This is a genomic window from Pseudokineococcus sp. 1T1Z-3, assembly GCF_037482365.1.
Lineage (GTDB): Bacteria > Actinomycetota > Actinomycetes > Actinomycetales > Quadrisphaeraceae > Pseudokineococcus.
Genome location: NZ_JBBHZF010000004.1, coordinates 122,056 through 147,761, shown reverse-complemented (window position 1 = coordinate 147,761; position 25,706 = coordinate 122,056). Strand labels below are relative to the sequence as shown.

The 25,706-nt window shown below is 75.8% G+C and carries 19 protein-coding genes; 12 read left to right on the top strand and 7 right to left on the bottom strand.

Annotated elements, in window-relative coordinates; translation table 11 throughout:
* Positions 1 to 80 precede the first annotated feature (80 nt).
* Positions 81 to 1,046 (top strand): UDP-glucose 4-epimerase GalE, encoded by a 966-nt coding sequence (gene galE / locus WDV86_RS02605; RefSeq protein WP_339566029.1) that lies wholly within the window; start codon positions 81 to 83, stop codon positions 1,044 to 1,046.
* 21 nt (positions 1,047 to 1,067) lie between these two features.
* Here the strand turns inward: galE and WDV86_RS02600 are convergent, their stop codons facing one another.
* Positions 1,068 to 1,451: a phage holin family protein gene (locus WDV86_RS02600; RefSeq protein WP_339566028.1), complete on the bottom strand. Its 384-nt coding sequence runs from the start codon at positions 1,449 to 1,451 to the stop codon at positions 1,068 to 1,070.
* A gap of 34 nt (positions 1,452 to 1,485) precedes the next feature.
* Between WDV86_RS02600 and WDV86_RS02595 the strand changes: the two genes are divergently transcribed.
* The 9 genes from WDV86_RS02595 to WDV86_RS02555 all read left to right on the top strand — a co-directional run bounded on the left by WDV86_RS02595 (position 1,486) and on the right by WDV86_RS02555 (position 15,053).
* Positions 1,486 to 2,691: a histidinol-phosphate transaminase gene (locus WDV86_RS02595; RefSeq protein WP_339566027.1), complete on the top strand. Its 1,206-nt coding sequence runs from the start codon at positions 1,486 to 1,488 to the stop codon at positions 2,689 to 2,691.
* A gap of 142 nt (positions 2,692 to 2,833) precedes the next feature.
* The gene (gene pdhA, locus WDV86_RS02590; protein WP_339566026.1) at positions 2,834 to 4,036 is read left to right on the top strand and encodes a pyruvate dehydrogenase (acetyl-transferring) E1 component subunit alpha; all 1,203 of its coding nucleotides are present in this window, start codon (positions 2,834 to 2,836) and stop codon (positions 4,034 to 4,036) included.
* A complete protein-coding gene (locus WDV86_RS02585) occupies positions 4,033 to 5,043 on the top strand; it encodes an alpha-ketoacid dehydrogenase subunit beta (RefSeq protein ID WP_339566025.1) in 1,011 nt (336 codons plus the stop codon). The genes pdhA and WDV86_RS02585 overlap by 4 nt, the downstream gene beginning before the upstream one ends.
* A gap of 67 nt (positions 5,044 to 5,110) precedes the next feature.
* Complete coding sequence (locus WDV86_RS02580) at positions 5,111 to 6,475, top strand: dihydrolipoamide acetyltransferase family protein (RefSeq protein ID WP_339566024.1); 1,365 nt, start codon at positions 5,111 to 5,113, stop codon at positions 6,473 to 6,475.
* A 25-nt stretch (positions 6,476 to 6,500) separates the two neighbouring features.
* The gene (locus tag WDV86_RS02575) at positions 6,501 to 7,301 is read left to right on the top strand and encodes a nitrilase-related carbon-nitrogen hydrolase (RefSeq protein ID WP_339566023.1); all 801 of its coding nucleotides are present in this window, start codon (positions 6,501 to 6,503) and stop codon (positions 7,299 to 7,301) included.
* Positions 7,302 to 7,524: 223 nt separating this feature from the next.
* On the top strand, positions 7,525 to 9,618 hold the full coding sequence (locus WDV86_RS02570; protein WP_339566022.1) for a cytochrome c oxidase assembly protein: 2,094 nt from the start codon (positions 7,525 to 7,527) through the stop codon (positions 9,616 to 9,618).
* 111 nt (positions 9,619 to 9,729) lie between these two features.
* Positions 9,730 to 11,865, top strand: a complete 2,136-nt coding sequence (locus WDV86_RS02565) for a S9 family peptidase (RefSeq protein ID WP_339566021.1) — start codon at positions 9,730 to 9,732, stop codon at positions 11,863 to 11,865.
* A 255-nt stretch (positions 11,866 to 12,120) separates the two neighbouring features.
* Positions 12,121 to 14,118: a thioredoxin-like domain-containing protein gene (locus WDV86_RS02560; protein WP_339566020.1), complete on the top strand. Its 1,998-nt coding sequence runs from the start codon at positions 12,121 to 12,123 to the stop codon at positions 14,116 to 14,118.
* Positions 14,115 to 15,053, top strand: a complete 939-nt coding sequence (locus WDV86_RS02555) for a PfkB family carbohydrate kinase (RefSeq protein WP_339566019.1) — start codon at positions 14,115 to 14,117, stop codon at positions 15,051 to 15,053. The genes WDV86_RS02560 and WDV86_RS02555 overlap by 4 nt, the downstream gene beginning before the upstream one ends.
* A gap of 8 nt (positions 15,054 to 15,061) precedes the next feature.
* Here the strand turns inward: WDV86_RS02555 and WDV86_RS02550 are convergent, their stop codons facing one another.
* Positions 15,062 to 15,355, bottom strand: coding sequence for a hypothetical protein (locus tag WDV86_RS02550; RefSeq protein WP_339566018.1), 294 nt, complete (start codon positions 15,353 to 15,355; stop codon positions 15,062 to 15,064).
* A gap of 106 nt (positions 15,356 to 15,461) precedes the next feature.
* Here WDV86_RS02550 and WDV86_RS02545 point away from each other — a divergent pair, with 106 nt between their 5' ends.
* Complete coding sequence (locus WDV86_RS02545; RefSeq protein WP_339566017.1) at positions 15,462 to 16,487, top strand: iron-siderophore ABC transporter substrate-binding protein; 1,026 nt, start codon at positions 15,462 to 15,464, stop codon at positions 16,485 to 16,487.
* 31 nt (positions 16,488 to 16,518) lie between these two features.
* On the opposite strand, the gene WDV86_RS02540 is transcribed toward WDV86_RS02545, so the two are convergent.
* Positions 16,519 to 17,571 (bottom strand): DNA polymerase domain-containing protein, encoded by a 1,053-nt coding sequence (locus WDV86_RS02540; RefSeq protein WP_339566016.1) that lies wholly within the window; start codon positions 17,569 to 17,571, stop codon positions 16,519 to 16,521.
* Positions 17,572 to 17,868: 297 nt separating this feature from the next.
* On the opposite strand from WDV86_RS02540, the gene WDV86_RS02535 reads away from it, so the two are divergent.
* The gene (locus WDV86_RS02535; protein WP_339566015.1) at positions 17,869 to 22,080 is read left to right on the top strand and encodes an ExeM/NucH family extracellular endonuclease; all 4,212 of its coding nucleotides are present in this window, start codon (positions 17,869 to 17,871) and stop codon (positions 22,078 to 22,080) included.
* Between the two features lie 125 nt (positions 22,081 to 22,205).
* Here WDV86_RS02535 and WDV86_RS02530 read toward each other — a convergent pair whose 3' ends face one another.
* The 4 genes from WDV86_RS02530 to WDV86_RS02515 form a co-directional block, all read right to left on the bottom strand.
* Complete coding sequence (locus tag WDV86_RS02530) at positions 22,206 to 23,033, bottom strand: ABC transporter permease subunit (RefSeq protein ID WP_339566014.1); 828 nt, start codon at positions 23,031 to 23,033, stop codon at positions 22,206 to 22,208.
* Entirely contained in the window at positions 23,030 to 23,977 is a 948-nt protein-coding gene (locus WDV86_RS02525) for an ABC transporter ATP-binding protein (protein WP_339566013.1), read from the bottom strand. The genes WDV86_RS02530 and WDV86_RS02525 overlap by 4 nt, the downstream gene beginning before the upstream one ends.
* The gene (locus WDV86_RS02520; RefSeq protein ID WP_339566012.1) at positions 23,974 to 24,657 is read right to left on the bottom strand and encodes a TetR family transcriptional regulator; all 684 of its coding nucleotides are present in this window, start codon (positions 24,655 to 24,657) and stop codon (positions 23,974 to 23,976) included. The genes WDV86_RS02525 and WDV86_RS02520 overlap by 4 nt, the downstream gene beginning before the upstream one ends.
* Before the next feature lie 83 nt (positions 24,658 to 24,740).
* The gene (locus WDV86_RS02515) at positions 24,741 to 25,697 is read right to left on the bottom strand and encodes an ROK family protein (protein ID WP_339566011.1); all 957 of its coding nucleotides are present in this window, start codon (positions 25,695 to 25,697) and stop codon (positions 24,741 to 24,743) included.
* Positions 25,698 to 25,706: the final 9 nt, after the last annotated feature.

Sequence of the window (25,706 nt, the reverse complement as noted above, 5' to 3'; positions counted from 1 at the left end):
GGTACGCACGGACGCACGGACGCACGGACGAGCCGGGCACGGACGCGCCCCCGGGCGCTGGTCAGGGCGGGAGCAGGGGCATGAGCTGGTTGGTCACAGGGGGCGCCGGCTACATCGGCGCGCACGTCGTCGACGCCTTCCGCGCGGCGGGCCTGCCCTGCGTCGTGCTCGACGACCTGTCCAGCGGGGTCGCCGGCTTCGTGCCCGACGACGTGCCGTTCGTCCGGGCCGACCTCCTCGACGAGGCCGCCCTCGGGCGGGCGCTGCGCGAGCACGAGGTGGGTGGCGTCGTCCACCTCGCCGGCTTCAAGTACGCCGGGGTCTCGGTGCAGCGGCCGCTGCACACCTACACCCAGAACGTCACCGCGATGGTCGGCCTGCTGCGGGCGATGGAGGCCGCCGGCGCCGACAAGCTGGTCTTCTCCTCCAGCGCCGCGGTCTACGGGACGCCGCCGGGGGACGTCGTCACCGAGGCGACGCCCACCAGCCCGGAGTCCCCCTACGGGGAGAGCAAGCTCGTCGGGGAGTGGCTGGTGCGCTCGGCGCAGCGCGCGTCGTCGCTACGTGGGACGTCGCTGCGCTACTTCAACGTCGTGGGCTCTGGGCGGCCCGAGCTCTACGACGCCAGCCCGCACAACCTCTTCCCGCTCGTGCTCTCGGCGCTCGCCGCCGGGCGGACGCCGCGGATCAACGGCACCGACTACCCCACGCCCGACGGCACGTGCGTGCGTGACTACGTGCACGTGGCCGACCTCGCCCGCAGCCACGTCGCGGCGGCCCGGCGGCTGGACGCGGGCGAGCCCGTCGAGCCCGTCTACAACCTCGGCAGCGGCGACGGCGTCTCCGTGCGCGAGATCATGGACGCCGTCGCCCGGGTGACCGGCGTCGACTTCACCCCCGAGGAGGCGCCGCGCCGTCCCGGGGACCCCGCCCGCATCGTCGCCCGCGGCGACCTGGCCGCCCGCGACCTGGACTGGGCCATGCGCCACACCCTCGACGACATGGTCGCCGGCGCCTGGGCCGCCCAGCAGCGCGTCCCGGCCTGAGCCGCCGGCTCCTGCCGGGCGTCAGCCGCGGCCGCGGCCCCCGGTGACGGCGTCGACGAACAGTCCGACGACGCTGATGACGAGCGCCCCGAGCACCGCCCACCAGAAGCCGTCGACCTCGAAGGACAGCGGCGTCAGGTCGGCCAGCCAGGCGGCCAGCATGAGCATCAGCGCGTTGATGACCAGGTGGACCAGCCCGAGCGTCAGGACGTACAGCGGCAGCGCCAGCAGCTGCACGACCGGCTTGACGACGGCGTTGACGAGGCCGAAGACGGCGCCGACGACGAGGTAGGTGAGCACCTGGGAGCCGAGCCCCTCGTCGCCGGGGATGCCGATCCCGGGGACGAGCAGGCTCGCGACCCACAGCGCGAGGGCGTTGACCACGACGGTGACGAGGACGCGCACCCCGTCAGCGTGGCAGGCCCCTAGTCTCCCCGTCATGTCCGCGCCCAGCGCCTCAGCCCCCGGCCCGACCACGGCGGCCGGCGGCGCCCCAGCGCCCAGCACCCAGTTCGACGCCGCGCAGGAGCCGGGTTCGCCCTCGCCGGCGCCGGGCGACGGCCCCGCCGTCGCGGGGCCCCGGCTGCGGGCCGCGCTCGCCGACGTCCCCGCCTACGTCGCGGGCCGCAAGGCCGTGGCGCCCGAGGGGGTGACGCCGTACAAGCTGGCGAGCAACGAGAACCCCTACCCGCCGCTGCCGTCGGTGCTGGAGGTGCTCGCCGACGCCGCCCGCGAGGTCAACCGGTACCCGGACATGATGTCGACCGACCTCGTGGCGGCCGTGGCGGCGCACGCGGGCGTCCCCGTCGAGCACGTGGTCACCGGCCCGGGCAGCGTGGGCGTGCTGCAGCAGGTGCTGACGGCGACCTCGGGCGACGGCGACGAGGTCGTCCACGCGTGGCGCTCCTTCGAGGCCTACCCGATCGTCGTGCGGGTCAGCGGCGCGCGCTCGGTCATGGTGCCCCTGCTCCCCGACGGCCGGCACGACCTCGCGGCGATGGCCGCGGCGGTCACCGAGCGGACCCGCCTGGTCCTGGTGTGCAGCCCCAACAACCCCACCGGCCCGGTCGTCGGCGCCCGCGAGATGGAGGACTTCCTCGCCGCGGTGCCGAGCGACGTCGTCGTGGTGCTGGACGAGGCCTACCGGGAGTTCGTCCGGCCCGGGGCAGGGACGCCCGAGGCCGTCGCCCTGCACCTGGCGCACCCCAACCTCGTCGTCCTGCGGACCTTCTCGAAGGCCTACGGCCTCGCGGGGCTCCGCGTCGGGTACGGGCTCGCGCACCCGGCGATCGCCGACGGGCTGCGCAAGACCGCGATTCCCTTCGGCGTCAGCAGCCTCGCGCAGGCGGCGGCCGTCGCCTCGCTGGCGGCCGAGGAGGAGCTGCTGGAGCGGGTGCAGGCTCTGGTCGCCGAGCGGGAGCGCGTCACGGCGGCGCTGGCGGAGCAGGGCTGGGACCTGCCGGTCACCGAGGGCAACTTCGTGTGGATGCCGGTGGGCGAGCGTGCCGGCGAGCTCGCGGAGGCGTGCGCGGCGGTCGGCCTGTCGGTGCGGCCCTTCGCCGGAGAGGGCGTGCGCGTCAGCATCGCCGAGCGCGAGGCCGACGACCGCTTCCTCGGCGTGGCGGCGGACTTCCGTCGGTCGTGAGCGCCGGTGACGCCCGGTGACCGCGGTGCGGTGTCGGCGGCGAGCGCCTCGGGGCGGGTAGCGTTCCCGTCCAGTCGCCGGGCACGCGTCAGGGCTCCCGCGCTGCACCCGGCCCCTCGCGGGGCCGTCGAAGGAGGTCCTCGTGACGCCGACGACGACTCCGCCGGGCGTCACCCCGGCCCCCACCGCTCTCTTCTCCTCGCCCGTGCCGCCCCTCCGGACGGTGCAGCTGCTCACCCCCGACGGGCGCCGCGCGGACGACGGCGAGGACCCCGAGGTCGTCGCCCTGGCCGCGGCGCTGACCCGCGACGACCTGCGCGGCCTGCACCGCGACATGGTCCTGGCCCGGCGCGTGGACACCGAGGCGACGGCGCTGCAGCGCCAGGGCGAGCTCGGCCTGTGGCCCAGCCTGCTGGGCCAGGAGGCCGCCCAGGTCGGCGCGGCGCGCGCCTCGGCGCCGCAGGACCGGCTGTTCCCGACCTACCGCGAGCACGCGCTCGCGCTCACCCGCGGCGTCGACCCCCTGCAGGTCCTGTCCCTCTTCCGCGGCGTCGACCACGGCGGGTGGGACCCCCAGACCTCGGGCGTGAACCCGTACACGCTCGTCATCGGCAGCCAGACCCTGCACGCCACGGGCTACGCCATGGGCGTCCAGCGCGACGGCGCCGTCGGGACGGGCGACGCCGGGCGCGACACCGCCGTCCTCGCCTGCTTCGGCGACGGCGCGAGCAGCCAGGGCGACGTCAACGAGGCCTTCGTCTTCGCCGCCACCTACCAGGCACCCGTCGTCTTCTTCTGCCAGAACAACCAGTGGGCCATCTCGGTGCCGTCGGACCGGCAGACCCGCGTGCCGATCGCCCAGCGCGCCAGCGGCTTCGGCTTCCCCGGCGTGCGCGTGGACGGCAACGACGTCCTGGCCTGCTACGCCGTCGTCCGCCTGGCGCTGGAGCGGGCGCGCTCCGGGCAGGGCCCGACGCTCGTGGAGGCCTTCACCTACCGGATGGGCGCGCACACGACCTCTGACGACCCGAGCCGCTACCGGCCCGCCGTCGAGGTCGACCAGTGGCGCGCCCGCGACCCGATCGCGCGGCTCGAGGCGCACCTGCGGCGCGACCACGGCGTCGACGACGAGGCCTTCGCGGAGGTGGCCCGGGAGGGCGACGCGCTCGCGGCCCGCCTGCGCCGCGGGGTCGCCGAGATGCCCGACCCGGCGCCGGGCGCCATGTTCGACCACGCCTACAGCGAGCCCCACGCCCAGGTGGAGGCCGAGCGCGCCTGGTACGAGGCCTACGTGGCTGGCCTGCAGGACGAGCCGGTCACCGGCGCGCAGAGGGGGCGGGCATGAGGTCGACGACGCCGGACGGCACGCCCGACCGGGTGCAGCGGCTGACCATCTCGAAGGCGATCAACCTGGGGCTGCGGGCGGCCCTCGACACCGACCCGGGGGTCCTGGTCCTCGGTGAGGACGTCGGTGCGCTCGGCGGGGTCTTCCGCGTCACCGAGGGCCTGGCCAAGGACTTCGGCGAGGACCGCGTCGTCGACACCCCGCTCGCCGAGGCGGGCATCGTCGGCACGGCCATCGGCCTGGCGATGCGTGGCTACCGGCCGGTCTGCGAGATCCAGTTCGACGGCTTCGTCTTCCCCGCCTACGACCAGATCGTCACCCAGCTCGCCAAGATGACGGCCCGCACGCGTGGCGCGACACCCATGCCGGTCGTCATCCGCATCCCCGCCGGCGGCGGGATCGGCGCGGTCGAGCACCACAGCGAGTCCCCCGAGACGCTCTTCGCGCACGTGCCGGGCCTGCGGTGCGTGAGCATCTCCAACCCCGTCGACGCCTACTGGATGACCCGGCAGGCCATCGCCTCGCCCGACCCGGTCGTCGTCTTCGAGCCGAAGCGGCACTACTGGGACAAGGCCGAGGTGGACCTCGACGCGACGCCGTACCCGCTGCACGCCGCCCGCGTCGTGCGGGCCGGCACCGACGTCACGGTCGTGGCGCACGGGCCGAGCGTGCCGCTGGCGCTGCGGGCGGCCGACGCGGCGGCGGAGGAGGGCAGGAGCCTGGAGGTCGTCGACCTGCGCAGCATCTCCCCGCTGGACCTCGCCCCGGTCGAGGAGTCGGTGCGCCGCACCGGCCGGCTCGTCGTCGTGCACGAGGCGCCGACCTTCCTCGGCATCGGCGCCGAGGTGGCCGCCCGGGTGTCGCACTCCTGCTTCTACTCCCTCGAGGCGCCGGTGCAGCGGGTGGGCGGCTTCGCCGTGCCCTACCCCGCGGCCCGCCTGGAGGGGGAGTACCTGCCCGACGCCGACCGCGTGCTCGAGGCGGTCGACCGGGTGCTCGACGCCTGACCGTCGTCGCCCACGCCCCGCACGACCCGACCAGGCGCCCCGCGCCGCAGACCTCAGGAGGCCCCGCGTGGCGGTGCAGCAGTTCCGGCTCCCCGACGTGGGGGAGGGGCTCACCGAGGCGGAGGTCGTCGCCTGGCGGGTCGCGGTGGGCGACCGCGTCGACGTCAACGCCGTGCTGGTCGAGATCGAGACGGCCAAGTCGCTCGTCGAGCTGCCCTCGCCCTTCGCCGGGGTGGTGAGCGAGCTGCTCGTCGACGAGGGGCTGACGGTCGAGGTCGGCACGCCGATCGTCGCGGTCCAGGTGGCCGGGACGGACGAGGGGCGCCTGGAGGACGAGGGCGGCGGCGACGACGGCGAGCGCCACGACAACCTCGTGGGTTACGGGCCGGGACGCCGCGCCTCGCGCCGCCGCCGGACGACGGCGGTCGTCGCCGCGCCCGAGGTGGACGCCCAGACGTCGCCCCAGACGCCGCCCGAGCCGCAGACCAGCGCCGACCGGGCACCGGCGGCTGCCCAGGCCCGCGGCGCGGGGGGTCCTGGCGCGCCCAGCCGGCCGCTCGCGGCCCCGCCGGTGCGCAAGCTGGCCCGTGAGCGGGGCGTCGACCTCGCCGCGGTCACCGCGACCGGGCCTCGGGGCAACGTCACCCGCCGCGACGTCCTGGCGCACGAGGGGTCTCCCGCCCCGGCCGGCCGACCGGCCGGGGACGTCGGGAGCGGGCCGCGCGAGGCGGGCGGAGAGGTCAGGGTGCCCGTCAAGGGCGTGCGCCGGGCCATGGCCGAGGCGATGGTGCGCAGCACCACCGAGGCGCCCCAGGCGACCCTCTTCCACACCCTCGACGTCAGCCGCACGATGAAGCTCGTCCGGCGGCTGAAGGAGGACGCGGGCTTCGCCGACGTCCGCGTCTCGCCGCTGCTGGTCGCGGCCCGCGCCGTCGTCCTCGCGCTCGGGCGCACGCCGGAGATGGGTGCACGCTGGGATGCGGACGCCGGCGAGCTGGTCGTGCCGTCCGCCGTCCACCTGGGCATCGCCGCGGCCACGCCGCGGGGCCTGCTCGTCCCGGTGGTCCGGGACGCCCACGCCCTCGGCCTGCACGACCTCGCGGCGGCCATCACCGAGCTGGCGACGACGGCGCGCGAGGGCCGCACGCCGCCGTCGGCACTCTCGGGCGGCACCTTCACCATCACGAACTTCGGGGCGCTCGGCATCGAGACGGGCGCGCCGATCCTCAACCCCGGGGAGACGGGCATCCTCGGCGTCGGCGCGGTGAGCCGCCGGCCGTGGGTGCACCGAGGGCGCGTGCAGCCCCGCTGGGCGGCGACCCTCTGCCTGACCGTCGACCACCGCGTCGTCGACGGCGCCCAGGCCGGCCGCTTCCTGGCCGACGTCGCGGCCGTCCTCGAGCGGCCGGTGCAGGCGCTCGCGTGGTCGTGAGCGACGTCGCGGCGGTGCCCTCGGCGTGAGGCTGCACCTGCTGCAGGTCGCCTACGGCGACGACGAGCCGGTGGCGGTGCGCCGGGACCGGGTGGCCGCGCTCGTCGCGGCGCAGCAGGGAGCCGACCTCGTCGTCCTGCCCGAGCTGTGGGCCCACGGCGGCTTCGCGTCGTCCACGTGGTCGCAGCGGGCCGAGCCTCTTGACGGGCCGACCGTGCGGGCGCTCGCCGACGCCGCCCGCGCGTGCGGCGCGCTCGTCCACGGCGGGTCGGTGGTCGAGCGGGCCGTCGGCCCGGACGGTGCGGACCAGCTCTCCAACACGGCCGTGGTGCTGGGCCCCGACGGCGGCCTGCTGGCGCGCTACCGGAAGGTGCACCGCTTCGGCCACGGCCGCGGGGAGTCCGAGCTCCTCGCCGCGGGCGAGGAGGTCGTCGTCGCCGACCTGCCCCTGCGCGACGGGTCGCGGCTGGCGACCGGGCTCGCCACCTGCTACGACCTGCGCTTCCCCGAGCTCTTCCGGCTGCTCGTCGACCGCGGGGCCCGCCTCGTCGTGCTGCCGGCGGCCTGGCCGGCCGCGCGCGTCGAGGCGTGGCGCCTCCTCGTGCGTGCCCGCGCGCTGGAGGACCAGCTGCTCGTGGCCGCCTGCGGCACGGCAGGCGCGCACGCCCGCACGCCGATGGCCGGCGCGAGCGCCGTCGTCGGGCCGGACGGCGTCGTCCTCGCCGAGGCGGGCGAGCGCGAGCAGGTGCTCGTCGTCGACGTCGACCCGGGCGTCGTCGAGCACGCCCGGGCCGCCTTCCCGGTGCTGGCGGACCGGCGGCTCTGAGGGTGGAGGCGGCGCCGAGGGGGCCTGAGGCCGGGAAGGCGGCGGGGGGCTCCGGGGCGCTGCCGGTGGCCTGCCCTCTTCACCTCCGCCCGTGCCAGCGCGGCGAGGGCGTCGGCCGGCGCGAGCAGGGACGACCCCGTTCGACGGCATGGGGGCATGACGTCGAGCCGGCGACGTCCCGGGGGCGGACCGGGGCGTCGGAGGTTCCTCCTACCCTGGTGACGTGAGCACCGGGACGGCGCCCAGGGCGCGGCGCGACGGGGCGCCCGAGCGCCCGCAGCGCGGCGCTGCACCGTCGCACGGCGCGTCCGGCCATCGGCCCCCCAGGTCCGCCGGCGCGCCGACCTGGTGGGTCGCCGTGCTCGCGCTCACGCCGCTCGCGGTGGTCGCCGGCCTGGTCTGGGCCCTCGCGACGGGTGGGGCGGCGGCGCCCGGGCTCGTCGGCGACCCGGGGCCGGGCGTCCGCTACGGGCTGCCCGTGGCCCTGGTCGTCCGGGACCTCGCGCTGGCGCTGACGCTCGGGGCGCTGCTGCTGGCCGCCGCCGTCGTGCCCGCGCGGGCACCGTCGTGGTCCCTCGCCGCCCGCGTCGCGGCCGCCGCCTCCGGCGTCTGGACGCTGGCGAGCCTCGCGGTGCTCGTGCTGACGGCCGGCAGCCTGTCGGGCACGGCCGTCACCGACCCCACCTTCGGCAGCCAGCTGGCCGTCGTCGCCACCCAGATCACGCAGGGGCAGGCGCTGCTCGTCTCCGCCGCGGTCGTGGCGCTCGTCGCGACCGCGGCCGTCGGCGTCCGCAGCCCGGCCGGGGCGGGGTGGACCTTCGCCCTCGCGTGCCTCGCGCTCGTCCCGCTCGCCCTCAACGCCCACTCGACGGGCACGAGCGGCCACGAGACGGCCGTCAGCTCCTGGGGCCTGCACGTGCTCGGCGTCTCCGTGTGGTGCGGAGGGCTCATGGCGCTCGTGCTGGTGGCCCGCCGGACGGGGCCCGAGCTGCCCGTGGTCGCCCGGCGCTTCTCCACCCTGGCGCTCGTCGGCCTCGTGCTCGTCGTCACCTCCGGGGTCGCCAACGCCTCGCTGCGGGTCGAGGGCCTCGGGGACCTCGTCGGCACGCCCTACGGGCTGCTCGTGCTGGCCAAGACCGGCGCCAGCGTGCTGCTCGGGGCGGCCGGGTACGTCCACCGGCGCCGGCTGCTGGCCGGGATCGACGCGCGGACGGCGGCGGGCGCAGGCGTCCGCGGACCGTTCTGGCGCCTCGTCGGGGGGGAGGTGGTGCTCCTCGGGGCCGTCTTCGGCGTCGCGGCGGCCCTCTCCCTGACCCGCCCGCCGGTCCCGCAGGAGCTCCCGCCCCTGCCCACCCCGGCCGAGATCCTCACCGGTGAGGCGCTGCCCGAGCCCTTCTCGCCGGCGAGCCTGGTGACGCAGTGGCAGCCCGACGTGCTGTGGGTGGCCATCGCGCTGGGCGTGGCCATCGCCTACGGCCGCGGGGTGGTGCGGCTGCGGCGTCGCGGCGACCGGTGGCCGGTGGGCCGCACCGTGTCGACGGCGCTCGGCCTGCTCGTCCTCGTCTACATCACGAGCGGTGCCCCGGCGGCCTACGGACGCACGGTCTTCAGCGCGCACATGGTCCAGCACATGGTGCTGAGCATGGGCGTGCCCGCGCTGCTCGTGCTGGGGGCGCCGATCACCCTGGCGCTGCGGTCGCTGCCACGGCGCAAGGACGGCTCGCGGGGCCCGCGCGAGTGGCTCGTGGTGCTCACCGAGTCGGCGTGGCTGCGCCTGGTCTCCCACCCCGTCGTGGCGGCGGTCCTCTTCGCAGGCAGCCTCGTCGTCTTCTACTACTCGCCGCTGTTCGAGCTGGCCCTCGCGACCCACGTCGGCCACGAGCTGATGATGGTCCACTTCCTCGCGGTCGGGTACCTGTTCGCGAACACGCTCGTCGGTGTCGACCCGGGTCCGAACCGGCCCACCTACCCGTTGCGGGTGGTCCTGCTGCTCGCGACGATGGCCTTCCACGCCTTCTTCGGCATCTGGATCATGTCGAGCGAGGCCCTGCTGGCCAACAGCTGGTTCTCCTCGACCGGGTGGGGCATCGACGCCCTGGCCGACCAGCGCACCGGCGGTGGTCTCGCCTGGGGGATCGGGGAGATCCCCACCGTCCTGCTCCTCGTCGTCGTCGCGGTGCAGTGGGCCCGCAGCGACGAGCGTGAGCAGCGCCGCACCGACCGCGCCGCCGACCGGGACGGCGACGCCGAGCTCACCGCCTACAACGCCATGCTCGCCGAGCGCCGCGACCGCGCCACCCGTCCCGACCGCCGCTGACCCGCTCCTGCCCCCGCGCCCCCGCCGGCAGCCCGACGACGTCCTGCCGGAGCTCTGGCCGGTCGGGGCGTCGGTAGGTGACGCCGACGAGGGCGTGATAGCACGGGAGGTATGACCACCGCCGCGGACCAGCCCGCCGCTCGCGACCCCCTCGCCGACCTCGACGCCTACGTCGCCCAGCCTCGGGTGACGGGTCTGGCCCTCAGCCCGGACGGCCGGCGTCTGGCGCTCGCCGTGGCCGGGCTCGACGCCGAGGGCACCGGGTACGCGACGAGCCTGTGGGAGTCGTCGGTCGAGGGAGGCGCCTGCCGGCGCCTCACGCGCGGGACGACAGGCGAGGCCGCGCCGTTCTGGACGCCGCAGGGCGACCTGCTCTTCACCGCCAAGCGCCCTGAGCCGGCCCCGCCGAAGGGTCCCTTCGGCCCCGGCCCGGACGAGGACGACGCCACCCCCGGGAAGGGCGGCGACGACAGGCCCGCGCTCTGGTGCCTGCCCGGTGGTGCAGGAGAGCCCCGGCTCGTGGCCTCCCGCCCCGGCGGCCTCACCGTCTCGGCGGTCGCCCGCGGCACCGGAGCCCTGCTGGGCACCTCCCCGACGATGCCGTCCACGCCGCAGGACGGCGACGACGCCGAGGTGATCGCCGCCCGCAAGGACGCCGGCGTGACGGCCGTCCTCCACGACGCCTCCCCGGTGCGCTTCTGGGACCACGACCTCGGGCCGGCGCGCGCCCGGCTCGTCGCCGCCGACGCCCTGGGCGAGGCTGCGCCGGTCGCCGGTGGCCCCGACCCGCGCTACGCCGTCCGCGACCTCACGGGTCACGTCGGGGCGGCGCTGGAGCGGGCGGAGTGGGACCTCTCCGACGACGGCCGCACCGCCGTCGGCACCTGGACCGTGCCGCGGGCGCACGGCCACCAGTCGTTCCAGCTCGTCGCCGTCGACGTCCCGAGCGGGCGCCGCGTCGTCCTGCTCGACGACCCCGACCTCAACCACGGCAGCGCGGTCGTGTCGCCGGACGGCGGGAGCGTCGCGCTGGTCGCCTCGAGCCTGTCGACGCCTGACCGGGCGCCTCGCCGCTGGCTCGCCGTCGTCGACCTGCACCGTGACGACGCCGGCGCCGTCACCGGGGCGGGGGAGCGGCGCGACGTGACCGCCGGCTGGGACCGCTGGCCCTCGTCGGTGGCCTGGACCCGGGACGGCGGCTCGCTCGTCGTCGGCGCCGACGAGGCCGGTGCCGGTCCGCTCTTCGTCGTCGACGCCGCGTCCGGCGACGTCCGTCGGCTCACCGGGGACCACGCCTCCTACGGGGGCGCCGCGGTGTCCCCGGACGGGTGGGTCTACGCCCTGCGCTCGGCCTACGACGCCGCGCCTGCGCCTGTCCGGGTGCGTCTCGACGACGGCACCGTGGAGGAGCTGCCCTCGCCCGTCGCGCCGCTGGTCCTGCCGGGCCGGCTGGAGGAGGTGCACGCGACCGCGGAGGACGGGACGCCGATCCGCAGCTACCTGTGCCTGCCGGAGGACGCCAGCGCCGAGGCGCCTGCGCCGCTGCTGCTCTGGGTGCACGGCGGGCCGCTCAACTCGTGGAACGCCTGGTCGTGGCGTTGGAACCCGTGGTTGATGGTCTCCCGCGGGTACGCCGTCCTGCTGCCGGATCCTGCGCTGTCCACCGGTTACGGCCAGGACTTCGTGCAACGGGGCTGGGGCGCCTGGGGCGCCGCGCCCTACACCGACCTCATGGCGGCCACCGACGCGGCCGAGGCACGGGAGGACGTCGACGCCACCCGTACCGCGGCGATGGGCGGCTCCTTCGGCGGGTACATGGCCAACTGGATCGCGGGGCACACCGACCGCTTCGACGCCGTCGTCACGCACGCGAGCATCTGGGCCCTCGACCAGTTCGGCGCCACGACCGACGCCGCGTTCTTCTGGAACCGCGAGATGACCCCGCAGATGGCGCAGAAGAACAGCCCGCACCTGTTCGCCGACCAGATCAGGACGCCGATGCTCGTCGTCCACGGCGACAAGGACTACCGGGTGCCGATCGGCGAGGGCCTGCGGCTGTGGTGGGACCTCGTCTCGCGCAGCGACGCCGAGGACGGGTCGACGCCGCACCGGTTCCTGTACTTCCCGGCGGAGAACCACTGGGTCATGGCTCCGGGCGGTGCCGTCGCCTGGTACCAGACCGTGCTGGCCTTCCTCGACCAGCACGTCCTCGGCAAGGCCTGGGTGCAGCCCGACCGGCTCGGTTGACGCGACCCGGCCACCGCACTCGACGCCGCACCAGACGCCTGCCCGCGACGCGTCGTCGTGGTGCCCGCGGGCGGCCCCCTCACGCGCGATGTCTGACCTTGTCGCGTGGAGGGATCGAGTCTGAACATCCGCGATGTGTGACCTTGTCGCGACGACGGCGTCTGGGATCGGCGCGTCAAGGTCACACATCGCGGGGATGGGCGCGTCGAGGTCGCGTCGTGGAGGAGGGAGGTGGAGGAGCGCGTGGTTCGACATGTGCGCACAGGCACGCGCACGAGCGCGCGGACGCGAGCGCCCGAGCTCGTCGGGCGCCGCTGGGTCGGGACTGACGGCGCTGCGCTGCGCCTCGCCGACCTGCGGGGCCGCTTCGTGCTGCTCGACTTCTGGACGAGCTGCTGCGTCAACTGCCTGCACGTCCTCGACGAGCTCCGGCCGCTCGAGCAGCGCTGGGCGGCAGAGCTGGTCGTCGTCGGCGTGCACTCGCCGAAGTTCCCCCACGAGGCCGAGCCGGGCGTCCTCGACGACGCCGTCCGGCGCTACGAGGTGCACCATCCCGTCCTCGACGACGCCGACCTGACGACGTGGGGCGCCTACGCCGCGCGCGCCTGGCCGACGCTGGTGCTCGTCGACCCGACCGGGTACGTCGTGGCGTCCCTGTCGGGCGAGGGGCACGCGCACGGGCTCGACGCGCTGCTCACCGAGCTCGTCCCCGAGCACGACGCCCGCGGCACCCTCGTCCGTGGTGGGCGGCTGTTCACCCCGCTGCCGGAGGAGGCGCCGGACGACGGGCTCCGCTTCCCGAGCAGCGCCCTGGTGCTCCCCGAGCACCTCGGTGGCGGCGTCCTCGTCACCGACACCGGCCACCACCGCCTGGCCGTCCTCGACGACGACCAGCGGGTGGTGCGCAGCATCGGCTCCGGGGTGCGCGGCCTCGCCGACGGCGACGGCGGGGCAGCGGCTCTCGCCGAGCCGCAGGGGCTCTGCCTGCTGCCCGACGACGTCGCCGCGCGGCTGGGCGCCGACGTCGTCGTCGCCGACAGCGCCAACCACGCCGTCCGCGGGGTCCGGCTGGCGCGGGGTGACCAGGAGGTCGACCACGTCGTCACCCTCGCCGGCACCGGCCGCCAGCTGCGCCGCCGCGAGGGCGGGGGAGCTGCGCTGGCGCAGGACCTCTCGACCCCGTGGGACGTGGCCTGGTGGGACGACCAGCTCGTCGTCGCGATGGCCGGCCTGCACCAGCTCTGGGCCCTCGACCTCGCGCCCGACCCGGCCGACGGCGTCGTCCGCGTCCTCGCCGGCACGAGCGCCGAGGGCCTGCGGGACGGCGACGCCGAGCAGGCGTGGTTCGCCCAGACCTCACGCCTCGTCCCGTCCGCCGACGGCGCGGTGCTGTGGGTGGTCGACGCCGAGACCTCCGCGCTGCGCCGCCTCACCCGTACCGGCGCCCCCGACCGGTCGGTGCCCACGGTCACCGACACCCGCCTGGCCAACGCGGCGCCCGTCGCGAGCCCCGGCTACCGGGTCGAGACCGTCGTCGGCTCAGGCCTCTTCGACTTCGGCGACCGTGACGGCGCCGCCGGCGAGGCGCTGCTGCAGCACCCGCTGGGCGCCGCCGTCCTGCCTGACGGCTCGGTGGCCGTCGCCGACACCTACAACGGCGCCGTCCGCCGCTACGACCCCTCGGCCCCGCCTGGCGCGCCGGCCGTCACCACGCTCGCCGCCGACCTCGCCGAGCCGACCGGCCTCGCCGTGGTCGGCGAGGGGGCGGACGCCGAGCTGCTCGTCGTCGAGTCCCGCGCCCACCGCCTGCTGCGGCTGCCGCTGCCGGCGGCGCTGCAGGCCGGGCGGGTGAGCGGGACCGCCGCGGGGCGGGTCGAGCGGCCACCGCAGCCGCTGGCGCCCGGTGCTGTCCGGCTGCGCGTCCGCTTCACCCCGCCCGCCGGCCAGCACCTCGACGACCGGTACGGCTCGCCCGTGCGCGTCCTCGTGTCCGCGACCCCGCCGGGGCTGCTCGCCGAGGGCGGCGGCACGGCGACGGACCTGGAGCGGCTGCTCGTGCTCGACGGTGCTGCCGGTGCCACCGGGGTCCTCCACGTCTCGGCCCAGGCCGCGGCGTGCGACGCCGGCGAGGACGGCACCCCCGCCGAGCACGCGGCCTGCCACCTCTACCAGCAGGACTGGGGTCTGCCCGTCGTCCTCGCCGCCGACGCCTCCGACACGCTCGACCTCGACCTGCGCGGCGTCATCTCGTGACGGGCGACGCCGCGGCCGGGTCCGTGCTCGTCGTCGGCAGCATCCACGTCGACGTCGTCCTGCAGGTACCGACCCTGCCCGTCGAGGGCCAGACGGTGCTCGCGGACGCCCGCACGCAGGGGCACGGCGGCAAGGGCGCCAACCAGGCGGTCGCCGCAGCGGCGCGCGCCCGGACGCCCGGGCAGACCTCCGTCGCCATGGTGGGCGCCGTCGGCGACGAGCCCGCCGGTCGCGAGGCGCTGGACGAGCTGGCCCGCTGCGGGGTGGACACCTCCGGCGTCGCCGTCGTGCCCGGCAGCACGGCGCGGGCCTTCGTGGTCGTGGACGCCGCGGGGAGCAACCTCATCGTCGTGGACCCTGCGGTCGCCGTGCGCGTGGACCCGGCGGTCGTCGCCGGCCACGTCCGCGAGCGGCGACCGGCCGTGGTGCTGGTCCAGCGCGAGCTGCCGGCTCCCGCCGTGGCCGCGGCTCTGGAGGCGGCGCGCGAGGTCGGGGCGACGACGGTCCTCAACGCGGCCCCGGCCGAGGCGGCGGGCGGCAGCGGGGTGCCGTGGGGCGCGGTCGACGTGCTCGTGGTCAACGCAGCCGAGGCCGCGGCGCTGCTGGAGGAACGGGAGCCGACGACGGGTGAGGAGTCGCTCGCGCTGGCACGGCGTCTGCTGGGTCTCGGCGTCGGCCGCGTCGTCGTGACCCTCGGCGCAGGGGGCGTCGTCGCCGTCGAGGGCGAGGACGTCCGGCCCCTGGTGGTGGCGGCGCACCCGACGACCGTCGTGGACACCACCGGAGCGGGCGACGCCTTCTGCGGAGGGCTCGTGGCGGCCCTCGCGACCGGTACGGCCTTCGAGGCGGCGGTGCGGGAGGGCCTGGAGGCAGGCGCGGCGGCGGTCGCGACCCCGGGTGCGCGCCTCGCCCACGCCGCCGCCTCGTCCGACTGAGCCCGGCGTCAGAAGCCGGCGCGGCGGGGACCGCCGGGGCCGGCGCCGAAGCCGCCGCCCATGAGCCCGCGCAGCTGCTCCTGCGCCTGGGCGGCCATCGCGGCCATCTGGTCGCCCTGCGCCTGCTGGCCGGCGAGGGCCTGCTCGTGGTGGCCCTCGCAGAGACCGGTGCCGTCGAGCAGCACCCCGGCGGGCGTCCGACGACGGGCGCCCAGGCAGGGGGAGCACCACCCGAGCGGGCTCGGGACGTCGGGCAGGACCTCCCCGGTCGTCTCCTGCCGCCCGGGCACGTCGGTGCTCATGCACCGACGGTACGTCGGGTCCCGCCAGCACCGCCCTGGAGGAGACGGCCCCGACGAGTGAGGTTAGGCTCTCCTGGCCTCCGACCCCAAGAGACTCGAGGACCCCGTGCGCCCGTCCCGCCTCGCCCCGGCCGCCCTGCTGGCCGCCGCCCTGCTCCTGACCGCCTGCGGCTCCAACGGCACGACCGACCCGACGTCCGACGGCTCGGCAGGCACCGGGGCGTCGTCGGGTGCCGGTACCTCTGCCGCCGACGCGGGGGCCTTCCCCGTCACCGTCGACACCGCCTTCGGCGAGGTGACCATCGACGAGGAGCCCCAGCGTGTCGTCGCCCTCGGCTGGTCCGACGCCGAGACGGCGCTCGCGCTCGGCGTCGAGCCGGTCGGGGCCAGCGACTGGCTCGCCTTCGGCGGCGACGGCGTCGGCCCGTGGGCGCAGGACCTCTACGCCACGTCGCCCGAGATCATCAGCACGCTGGAGCCCGAGCTCGAGGCCATCGCCGCGCTGCAGCCCGACCTGATCCTCGACACCCGCTCCGACGGGACCCAGGAGCGCTACGAGGCCCTGAGCCGGATCGCGACGACCGTCGGCATCCCCGAGGGCGCCGAGGCCTACGCGACGACGTGGCAGGAGCAGCTCGAGCTCGTCGGCGAGGCCCTCGGGCGCAGCGACGAGGCAGACGACCTGGAGGACGAGGTCGAGGCCACCATCGACGCCGCCGAGGAGGCCAACCCCCAGTTCGACGGCACGACCGTGGCGGTCGGCGCCCGCAGCGGCCAGGAGTGGGGCGCCTACACCGAGGGCGACGCCCGCGTGCAGCTCATGGAGCAGCTCGGCTTCGAGCAGAGCCCGCAGGTCGCCGAGCTCGGTGACGACAGCTTCTACGTGCCCGTCTCCGAGGAGCGGCTCGACCTCCTCGACGCCGACCTCACCGTCGTCTTCCCGATCTTCGTCGACGCGGCGACCATCACCGACGACCCGCTGTACCAGGCCATCCCGTCGGTGCAAGACGGTCGGGCCGTCGTCCTGGAGGACACGCTGAGCAACGCCTTCTCCAGCCTCAGCGTCCTCGGCACCCGGTACGCCGTCGAGAACATCACGCCGCTGCTCGCCGAGGCCGTGCCGGCGAGCTAGGGCAGGAGGCCGCCGGCACGGGGCGGCGCCGCTACCGCCCCGTGTCCCGGCTCGGCTGCACGCGCTTGGGCTCGCCCGGCATCTTGGGGTGGTTGGGCGGGTAGGGCATCTCCCCCTGGCCGGCGGCCTCGTCGCGGTCGGCCATGTCCAGCAGGACGTCGAGGGAGTGGGCGACGTCGTCGAGGGCGGCCATGGGGTCGCCGCGCTCGGCCAGCAGTCCCGGGACGGTCGCGATGGTGCAGTCGTCGGGGTGCACGTCGGCGAGCTCGGCCCACGTGACCGGTGTCGAGACGGTCGCGCGCGGCGTCCGGCGCACCGAGTAGGCGCTGGCGATGGTGTGGTCGCGGGCGTTCTGGTTGTAGTCGACGAAGATCGCGGACGTCCGCTGCTCCTTCCACCACGCCGTCGTCACCTGGTCGGGGGCCCGACGCTCGACCTCTCGGGCCAGCGCGATGGCGGCCCGGCGGACCTCCCGGATCTCCCACCGCGGCTCGAGGCGGACGTAGACGTGCACGCCGCGCCCGCCCGAGGTCTTCGGGTAGCCGGCGAGGCCGAGCTCGGCCAGCAGCGGCTGGACGACGTCGAGCGCCACCCGCCGTGCCTCCTCGAAGCCGGTGCCCGGCTGCGGGTCGAGGTCGACGCGCAGCTCGTCGGGGAGCTCGACGTGGTCGGCCCGCGTCGGCCACGGGTGGAAGGTCACGCACGACATCTGCACCGCCCACAGGACGGGCGCCGCGGCGTCCACCCGCAGGGCGTCGGCGTGCCGGCCCGAGGGGAAGGTGACCCGCACGCGGCGCAGGTGCTCCGGGGCCTTCGCCGGCACCCGCTTCTGGTAGACCTCCTCGCCGTCCACGCCGTCGGGGAAGCGCTGCAGGTACGTGGGCCGGTCGCGCAGCGCCCGCACGAGCGGTCCGACGCCGTCCACGGCGCCGTCGGCCGCCGACGAGGCGACCGCCAGGTAGTAGTCGACGAGGTGGCGCTTGGTGCCGCCCTCCTCGCCGAGGGCCGGGAACATCACCCGGCCCGGGCTGGTGAGGCGCACGGGCACGCCGTCGACGTCGAGCTCCTCGGCCTGCGTCGGCACGTCGCCTCCTGGGTCATGACTCCACGTGAGCGTGGTCACGCCGAGTCTCAGCCGGTCGGGTGAAACCGGGTCGTCTTCCCTCGCGTCACGACCCGGTCCCCCGGATCGGGCGGATCGGACCCATGCTGTTCACCCGGTCGGGGCAGTCTCCACGGCGTCCGACCTGCTCGCCACAACGAGACGCCCGACCCGCCAGCCCTGCCCGACCCGCCCACCCCCGGGGCACCACGACGTGACCCGGGAGCGGGGTCGCCCACCGCCGGTGGGCGACGACGCCGTCGACACCGGAGGACCTCCGTGCCACGAGCTCCACACCCCGCAGCGCCCCCGCCGGCGGCTGCTCCTTGGCGCAGCGCCGCGCGCCCCGCCGCCCGCGGCCTCGCCGCAGCCACCGCCGTCGTCGTCGGAGGGACGCTGCTCGCGACACCCGCCGCCGCGGTCGAGCCCCCCGAGGGCAGCCCCTTCATCAGCGAGTTCCACTACGACAACGTGGGCGCCGACGAGGGCGAGCGCGTCGAGGTGCAGGCCGAGCCCGGCACCGACCTCACGGGCTGGACGGTCGTCGGGGTCAACGGCAACGGCGGGGCGACCTACGGGCCCAAGACCCTCTCCGGCGTCGTCGGGGACTCCGGGGTCGTCGTCGTCGACTTCCCCGGCCTGCAGAACGGCGCGCCCGACGGCATCGCGCTCCTGGACGCGAGCGGCGCACTCGTGCAGTTCCTCTCCTACGAGGGCACCTTCACCACCACCCTCGCCGGCCAGGAGGTCACCTCGACCGACGTCGGCGTGACGCAGGGCAGCGACACCCCCGTCGGCGCCTCGATCGAGCTGGTTGACGGCGAGTGGGTCGCCACCGACACCAACAGCTTCGGCGTCCGCAACGACGAGGCGGTCCCCGAGCCGGAGCCGGAGCCCGAGCCGGACCCCGCGCAGTGCGTCGAGGAGGGCCTCACACCCATCACCACGGTGCAGGGCACCGGCGCCAAGAGCCCGCTGGTCGGGGAGACCGTCACGGTGGCCGGCGTCGTCACGACCTCGCCCGAGGGTCTCGGCACCGTCTACGTCCAGGACCCCACGGCGCGACCGGGCGTCCGCTCGACCGCCGTCAACGTCTTCGGCCCCGGGACCTCCGGGCTCGCCGTCGGCGACAGCGTCCAGGTCACGGGCGAGGTCGGCGAGTTCTTCGGCCTGACCCAGGTCACCGCCGACAGCATCGCGCTGTGCGCCCGCGACGTCGCGCTGCCGCGGCCCTTCGTCCTGGACCGCATGGCGGCGCCCGACTCGGTGCGCGAGCAGGTCGAGGGCATGCTCCTCGAGGTCCCCGAGGGGATGACCGCGACCGTCACCGAGGTCTACAACCTCAACCGTTTCGGCGAGATCGCCCTCACCTCCCGCGACGAGCCGCTGCGGACGGCGACCGACGTCGTCGCCCCCGGCGAGGAGGCCATCGCCTACGAGCAGGCCAACGCCGAGAGCGCGCTGCTGCTGGACGACGGCCGCAGCACCAACCTGTCCGGCGCCGGCCAGGCCCCCAGCTACGGCTCGGCCGACGACCCGGTCCGGGTCGGGGACCAGCTGGCGTCGCTCGGCGACCGCTCGTACGTCCTCGACTACCGCTTCGGCGCCTGGCGCCTGCAGCCGACGACGCCCGTCACGGCGGAGACGACTGACAAGGCGACCTTCGACGACGCCAACCCGCGCACCGACGCCCCGCAGGACGTCGGCGGTGACGTCCAGATGGCCAGCTTCAACGTCCTCAACTACTTCACGACCTTCGGCGGCCGGGCCCGCGGCGCCGACGGGCCCGAGGGCCTCGCGCGCCAGGAAGCCAAGATCGTCTCGGCGATCAACGCCCTCGGCGCCGAGGTCGTCGGCATCCAGGAGATCGAGAACGGCGCCGCCCTCGGCGAGGACCGCGACGAGGCGCTCGCCACGCTCGTCGACGCCCTCAACGCCGCGGCCGGCGAGGGCACGTGGGCCTTCGTCCCCTCCCCGGCCGACCTGCCGCCGGTCGAGGACCAGGACGTCATCCGCAACGCCTTCATCTACCAGCCGGCCGCGGTGTCGCCGGTCGGGGAGTCGGTGGTCGACGACGACGAGGAGTGGGTGGGCCGCGCCCGCCAGCCCCTCGCCCAGGTCTTCGAGGCCGGCGGCACCCAGTTCATGGCCGTGAACAACCACTTCAAGTCCAAGGGGTCGGTCGCGAGCCCGCCGCGCGAGGGCGACGAGGACTCCGGTGACGGGCAGGGCGCCAGCAACGCGACCCGCGTCGCGGAGGCCGAGCGGCTCGTCGCCTTCGTCGAGGAGATCGAGGACGCCCCCGAGGACGTCTTCCTGCTCGGCGACTTCAACAGCTACACCATGGAGGACCCGCTGGCCGTCCTCGCCGAGGCGGGGTACGTGGACCTCGGGTCGGCCTACGACGCGGGCCAGACCTACGTGTTCTCCGGACGCAGCGGCAGCCTGGACCACGTCTTCGCCTCGGCCTCGGCCGCGCAGGAGCTGGTGACGGGCGCCGACGTGTGGGACATCAACGCCGTCGAGTCCTACGCCTACCAGTACGACGGCTACCTGCCCTACTTCTCCCCCGACCCCTACCGGGCCTCCGACCACGACCCGGTCGTCGTCGGGCTGGCCACGGGGGCCGCGCAGGAGGGCGACGCGGTCCTGCAGCTGCTCGGCATCAACGACTTCCACGGCCGCCTCGGTGACGCCGTCGCCCTGGGGGGCACGGTCGAGCAGCAGCGCGAGCGCGAGGACGTCGGCGACACCCTGCTGCTGTCGGCGGGGGACAACATCGGCGCCTCGCCGTTCGTCTCCTCGATCCAGCAGGACGAGCCGACGATCGAGGTGCTCGACGAGCTGGGGCTGCAGACCAGCGCCGTCGGCAACCACGAGTTCGACCGGGGCATCGAGGACCTGCTGGAGCGGGTCGGCGTCAACGGGGAGAGCGGCCTGGCCGACTTCCCGATCCTCGGGGCCAACGTCTACGACGAGTCCGGCGACGTGCTGCTGCCGGAGTACTCCCTGCACGAGGTCGACGGCGTGAGCGTCGGCGTCATCGGGGTCGTCACCGAGCAGACGGCGTCGCTGGTCTCCCCGGCGGGCATCGAGGGCGTCGTCTTCGGCGACATCACCGAGGCGGCCAACCGCGTCGTCGGCGAGCTGACCGACGGGGTCGGGGACGAGGCCGACGTCATCGTCCTGTCCGCGCACGAGGGCGCGCCGGACGGCGAGGGCACGAGCTCTCTGGAGGAGCAGCTGGCGCTCGACAACGCCTTCACCGACATGGTCGAGGGCGTGAGCCCTGAGGTCGACGCCATCTTCACCGGGCACACGCACCAGACCTACGCGTGGCAGGTGCCGGTGCCCGGCACCGACCGGACCCGTCCGGTCGTCCAGGGCGGCGCCTACGCCGACAACCTCTCCCGCATCACCCTCACGGTGGACCGCGAGAGCGGTGAGGTGACCGCCTCGACGGTGGAGAACCTCGAGCTGACCGACGTGCCCGAGGAGGAGCTGGTCGCGACCTACCCGAGGGTCGCGGCGATCGCCGAGACGGTCGCGGCGGCCGAGGCGGTGGCCGACGAGATCGGCAGCGAGGTGCTGGGGTCGTTGACGGCCGACATCACCCGGGCCTTCGACGCCGGGGGCCGCGAGGACCGCGGCTCCTACAGCTCCCTCGGCGGGCTGGTCGCGGACTCCTACGTCTACGGCAGCACGCTGACGCCGGTGGAGGAGGCCGACTTCGGCGTCGTCAACCCCGGCGGCCTGCGGGCGGACCTGCTCTTCGGCGAGGACGGCGTCATCACCCTGGCCGAGGCGAACACCGTGACGCCGTTCGCCAACGACCTGGTGATCGTGCCGCTGACGGGTGCGCAGGTCGTGACGATGCTGGAGCAGCAGTGGCAGCCCGAGGGCTCCTCACGCCCGTTCCTGGCGCTCGGTCCGTCGGAGGAGCTGACGTGGAGCTACGACCCGGACGCGCCCGCGGGGGAGCGGATCCTCGTCGACACGATCCGCGTCAGCGGGGAGCTGCTGGACCTGGACGCGACCTACCGGGTCGCGACCAACAGCTTCCTGGCCTCCGGCGGTGACAACTTCACCGTGTTCGCCGAGTCCGACAGCGAGATCACGGGCCTGATCGACTTCGACGCCTTCGCCCAGTTCATCCGGGAGTTCAGCCCGCTGTCCCCGGAGGACTACACCGACCGCGTCACCGTCGGTGAGGCCCCCGAGGAGCCGAGCGGGCCGCAGGTCACCCTCGCCTCCACCGAGGTGACCCGCGGCGAGCGGGTGCGCGTCGACGTCACCGGCTTCCAGGGCTTCGAGGCCGTCACGCTCGAGGCGGAGGGCATCCGCCTCGGTCGGGTCCGCACCGACGCCGACGGCGCGGGCAGCACCGTCGTGCGGGTGCCAGGGCGCATCCCGCCGGGCACGTACACCGCGACGGCGACCGGTGCCGTCTCGGGCCAGCAGGTGCAGCAGGAGATCACCGTCCTGCCGTGACCTGAGGCCGGACCGACGCACGACCGACGGGGCCCCCGCAGCCGACCCGGCTGCGGGGGCTCCGTGCGTGCGAGGCCACGTGCCTCCGGCACGTCCACGACGACGTACCGGCGCAGGGGCGGTGCTCAGACGAGCAGGTCGCGCCGCTCGACCGCGAGGAGTCCGAGCGCTCCGGCGACGACGGCGAGCCCAGCCAGGGCCGCGAGCCCGGCCGGGTCCCAGCCGGTGAGCAGCGGCTCGCCGCCGAGGTACCACGACCAGGGCGACAGCTGCGTGAGCCACGACGCGCCCTCGACGAGCGAGCCGAGGGCGTCGGCGACGAAGGAGACGACGGCGAGCCCGGCCGCTGCGGCCAGCGCCGCCGCCCGCCGTCCGGTCGCAGCGCCGACGGCGAGCGCCACCGTGCCCAGGGCGCCCGCCAGCAGCAGCAGCCCAGCACCTCCCGCGAGCACGTGCCCGGCGTCGACGTCCATCGCGGCCGCGCTGGCTGCCAGGAGCACCGTCGCGGTGAGGGCGGCGACCACCACCGTCACCACGGCCCACAGCGCAGCCGCCCGCTCGAGGTAGGTGCGGCGCCGGCTGACCGGGCCGGCGAGCTCCAGCTCGAGCGTGCCGTCCTCCTCGCCGCCGGCCAGCAGCTGGGCGCCACTCCCGATGGCGAGCACCAGCAGCAGGGCCGGGGCGAGGACGCCGTAGACCGTGGCGGACAGGTAGCCGCCGGCCGTGGCGACGGCGTCGAGCCCCATCGCCTCGACGACACCGGCCGGCATCGCCTCGACGTAGTCGGCGAGGGCGTCGTCCTCGCCCAGCGACGGCCAGAAGGCGATGTAGACGGCCGCGACGGTGGCGACGGCGACCGACCACAGCGCCACCGCGCGCCGGCGCTCGCGCAGCACCGGGCGCGCGACCGCCCCGACGGGCGCGGTCCCGAGGGCGGGTGCCGTGCCGCTCATGCGCGGACCCCCCTCGCGTCGTCCCCGACCCGGTAGGCGTCCAGGAAGAGCTCCTCCAGCTCGCGGTCCTGCGCCGACCACCGCGTGACCCGGTAGCGGGCGGCGGCCCGCAGCAGCGGGTCGGGGTCGCCGTGCAGCAGGCAGGTCACCCGGGTCCCGGCGTCGGTGGTGGAGACGGCGAGGCCGGTGACGCCCGGCAGGCCCGTGAGGCCCTCGCGCACCTTCCCGTCGTCGGCCTCGGGGCCCGTGAGCACCAGCTCGACGTGCTGGCCGGCGCGCCGCCGCAGGCTAGCGACGTCGCCCGCGTCGACGACGCGCCCCGCGCGCACGAGGGCCACCCGGTCCGCCACGTCCTCGACCTCGCCCAGGACGTGGGAGGAGAGGAAGACGGTGGCGCCGCGGTCACGGGCCTCGCGCACCAGGGCGAGGAACTCTCGCTGCAGGAGCGGGTCGAGGCCCGAGGTGGGCTCGTCGAGCACGAGCAGCTCAGGCTCGGCCGCGAAGGCGTGCACCAGCCCGACCTTCTGCCGGTTGCCCTTGGAGAGGCTGCGGACCGGCCGGCGCAGGTCCAGGCCGAGCCGCTCGGCGAGCGGTGCGAGGGCGTCCTCGCCCGCTCCGCGGCGCAACCGGGCGAGCCGGGTCAGCACCGCGCCGGCCGAGCCGGTGCGCGGCAGCGCCAGCTCGCCGGGCAGGTAGCCGATGCGAGAGCGCAGCGCCGCCCCGCCCTCGCGTGGGCTCTCGCCGAGCACCCGGAGATCCCCGGACGTCGGGCGCAGCAGGTCCAGGAGCAGCCGGATGGTGGTCGACTTCCCGGCCCCGTTCGGTCCGAGGAAGCCGAGGACCTCCCCCCGCTCCACGCGCAGGTCGAGACCGTCGAGAGCCCGGTGGCTGCCGTAGTCCTTGACGAGGTCGCGGGCGACCACCGCAGCTGACTTCTCGCTCATCGTCCTTCCCCCCGGTGCGGCGTCTCCTGGTCCGGCGTCTCCTGGTCCGGTGCCGTCCGCTCGGCGTCCAGCGCCGCGAACGCCGCGCGTACCTGCTGGTAGGAGGGCTCGGTGATGACGCCGCGGGTGAGCACCTCGGTGGCGGGCAGCGTGTAGCCGCCCGTCGACCGGGGGTCGCCGAGGAGGTCCGTGCCGAGCAGTCGGCTGACGTGCTCGTGCAGCACGAGGCTGCCCAGCGACCAGATCGTCAGCACCACGGCCCGCTCGCGGGGGAAGTCGGTGGGACGGACGACGCCGGTCCCGACGCCGGCCTCGGTGTAGACCTGCGCGTCGGCGACCATCTCGTCCACGAGGTCGGCGACCTGCGGCGCCCCGTCGAGGAGCGTGCGGGCCAGGTACCTCAGCAGCGGCGGCCCGTCGCCCGACGCCCGCAGCGCCGCCAGCGGGTCCGCCCCCGCGCCGACCGACGCCGTCTTGCGTGCCCGGACGGTGGCGGCGACGTGCTCGTCGCAGGCCGTGCGCAGGGCGTCCTTGGAGCCGAAGTGGTGCATCACGAGCGCCGTCGAGACGCCCGCCCGCGCCGCGACCGCGCGCACCGGCGTCGCCGCGACGCCGGCCTCGGCGAAGAGCTCCAGCGCCGCGTCCCGGATGCGCTCGCGGGCGGTGCGCTCGTCGGCCATGTTCCATGCTGACCGTACGTTCAGTCAGTGTCAACGGGCTGGCCTGCCTCCGAGAGCGGAGAGGTCCCCGGCCGGGCGGCGCGTCAGCCGGCGATGACTGACGCCCGGGCGAGAGCCGCCGCGCCGACGACCCCGGCGTCGTCGCCGAGGGAGGAGACGACGAAGGCCAGCTCGGGGCTGGGCCGCAGCATCCGGGGGCGCGCCGCCGCCTCGACCCGGTCGGCGAGGTCCTGCCCCAGCTTCTCGGGCAGCCCGCCGCCCAGGACGACGAGGTCGACGTCGAGGAGGTTGACCGCCGAGCCGACCGCCACGCCCAGGTGCTCGACGGCCGTGTCGAGGAGCTCGGTGGCGACCGGGTCACCCTCCTCCAGCGCCCGCGCCCAGACCTTCGAGGTCGGCCGGGGCTTGTCCTCGTCCGCCATGATCTCGAACAGCTCCGTCTCCCGGCCGCTGTCCTGCAGCGAGGCGGCGACGCCGGCCATGGAGCGCCGGCCGGCGTAGGCCTCGACGCACCCGCGACGCCCGCAGCCGCACAGCGCGCCGCCGGGCAGGACGAGCACGTGGCCGACCTCGCCGGCCGAGCCGCGCGAGCCCTCGTACGGACGCCCGTCGAGGATGAGCCCGCCGCCGATGCCCGTGCCGATCCACAGCCCGAGGACGTCCCGGTGCCCGTGGGCGACGCCGGCGACCCACTCACCGAGCAGTCCCACGTTGGCGTCGTTGCCGAGGGTGACCGGTGGGTCGAGCCGCTCGGCGAGGCCGCCGACCAGGTCGACGTCGTCGCCCCACCCGGAGAGGTTCGGCACGGTGAGCACCTGGCCGGCGTGCACGACGCCCGGGATGCCGACGCCGACCGCGACGGGGTCCCCGCCGACGTCCTCGACCATCGCCGCGATGGTGTCGAGGACGGCGTCCGGCCCCTCGGTCGGCGTCGGCCGCTTCGCGCGCTCGTGGACCTGGTGGTCGTCGCCGACCAGGCCGACCTGGATGTTGGTGCCCCCGACGTCGACCCCGGCCACCGGCGCGTTGATGTCGCTCATCACGTACAC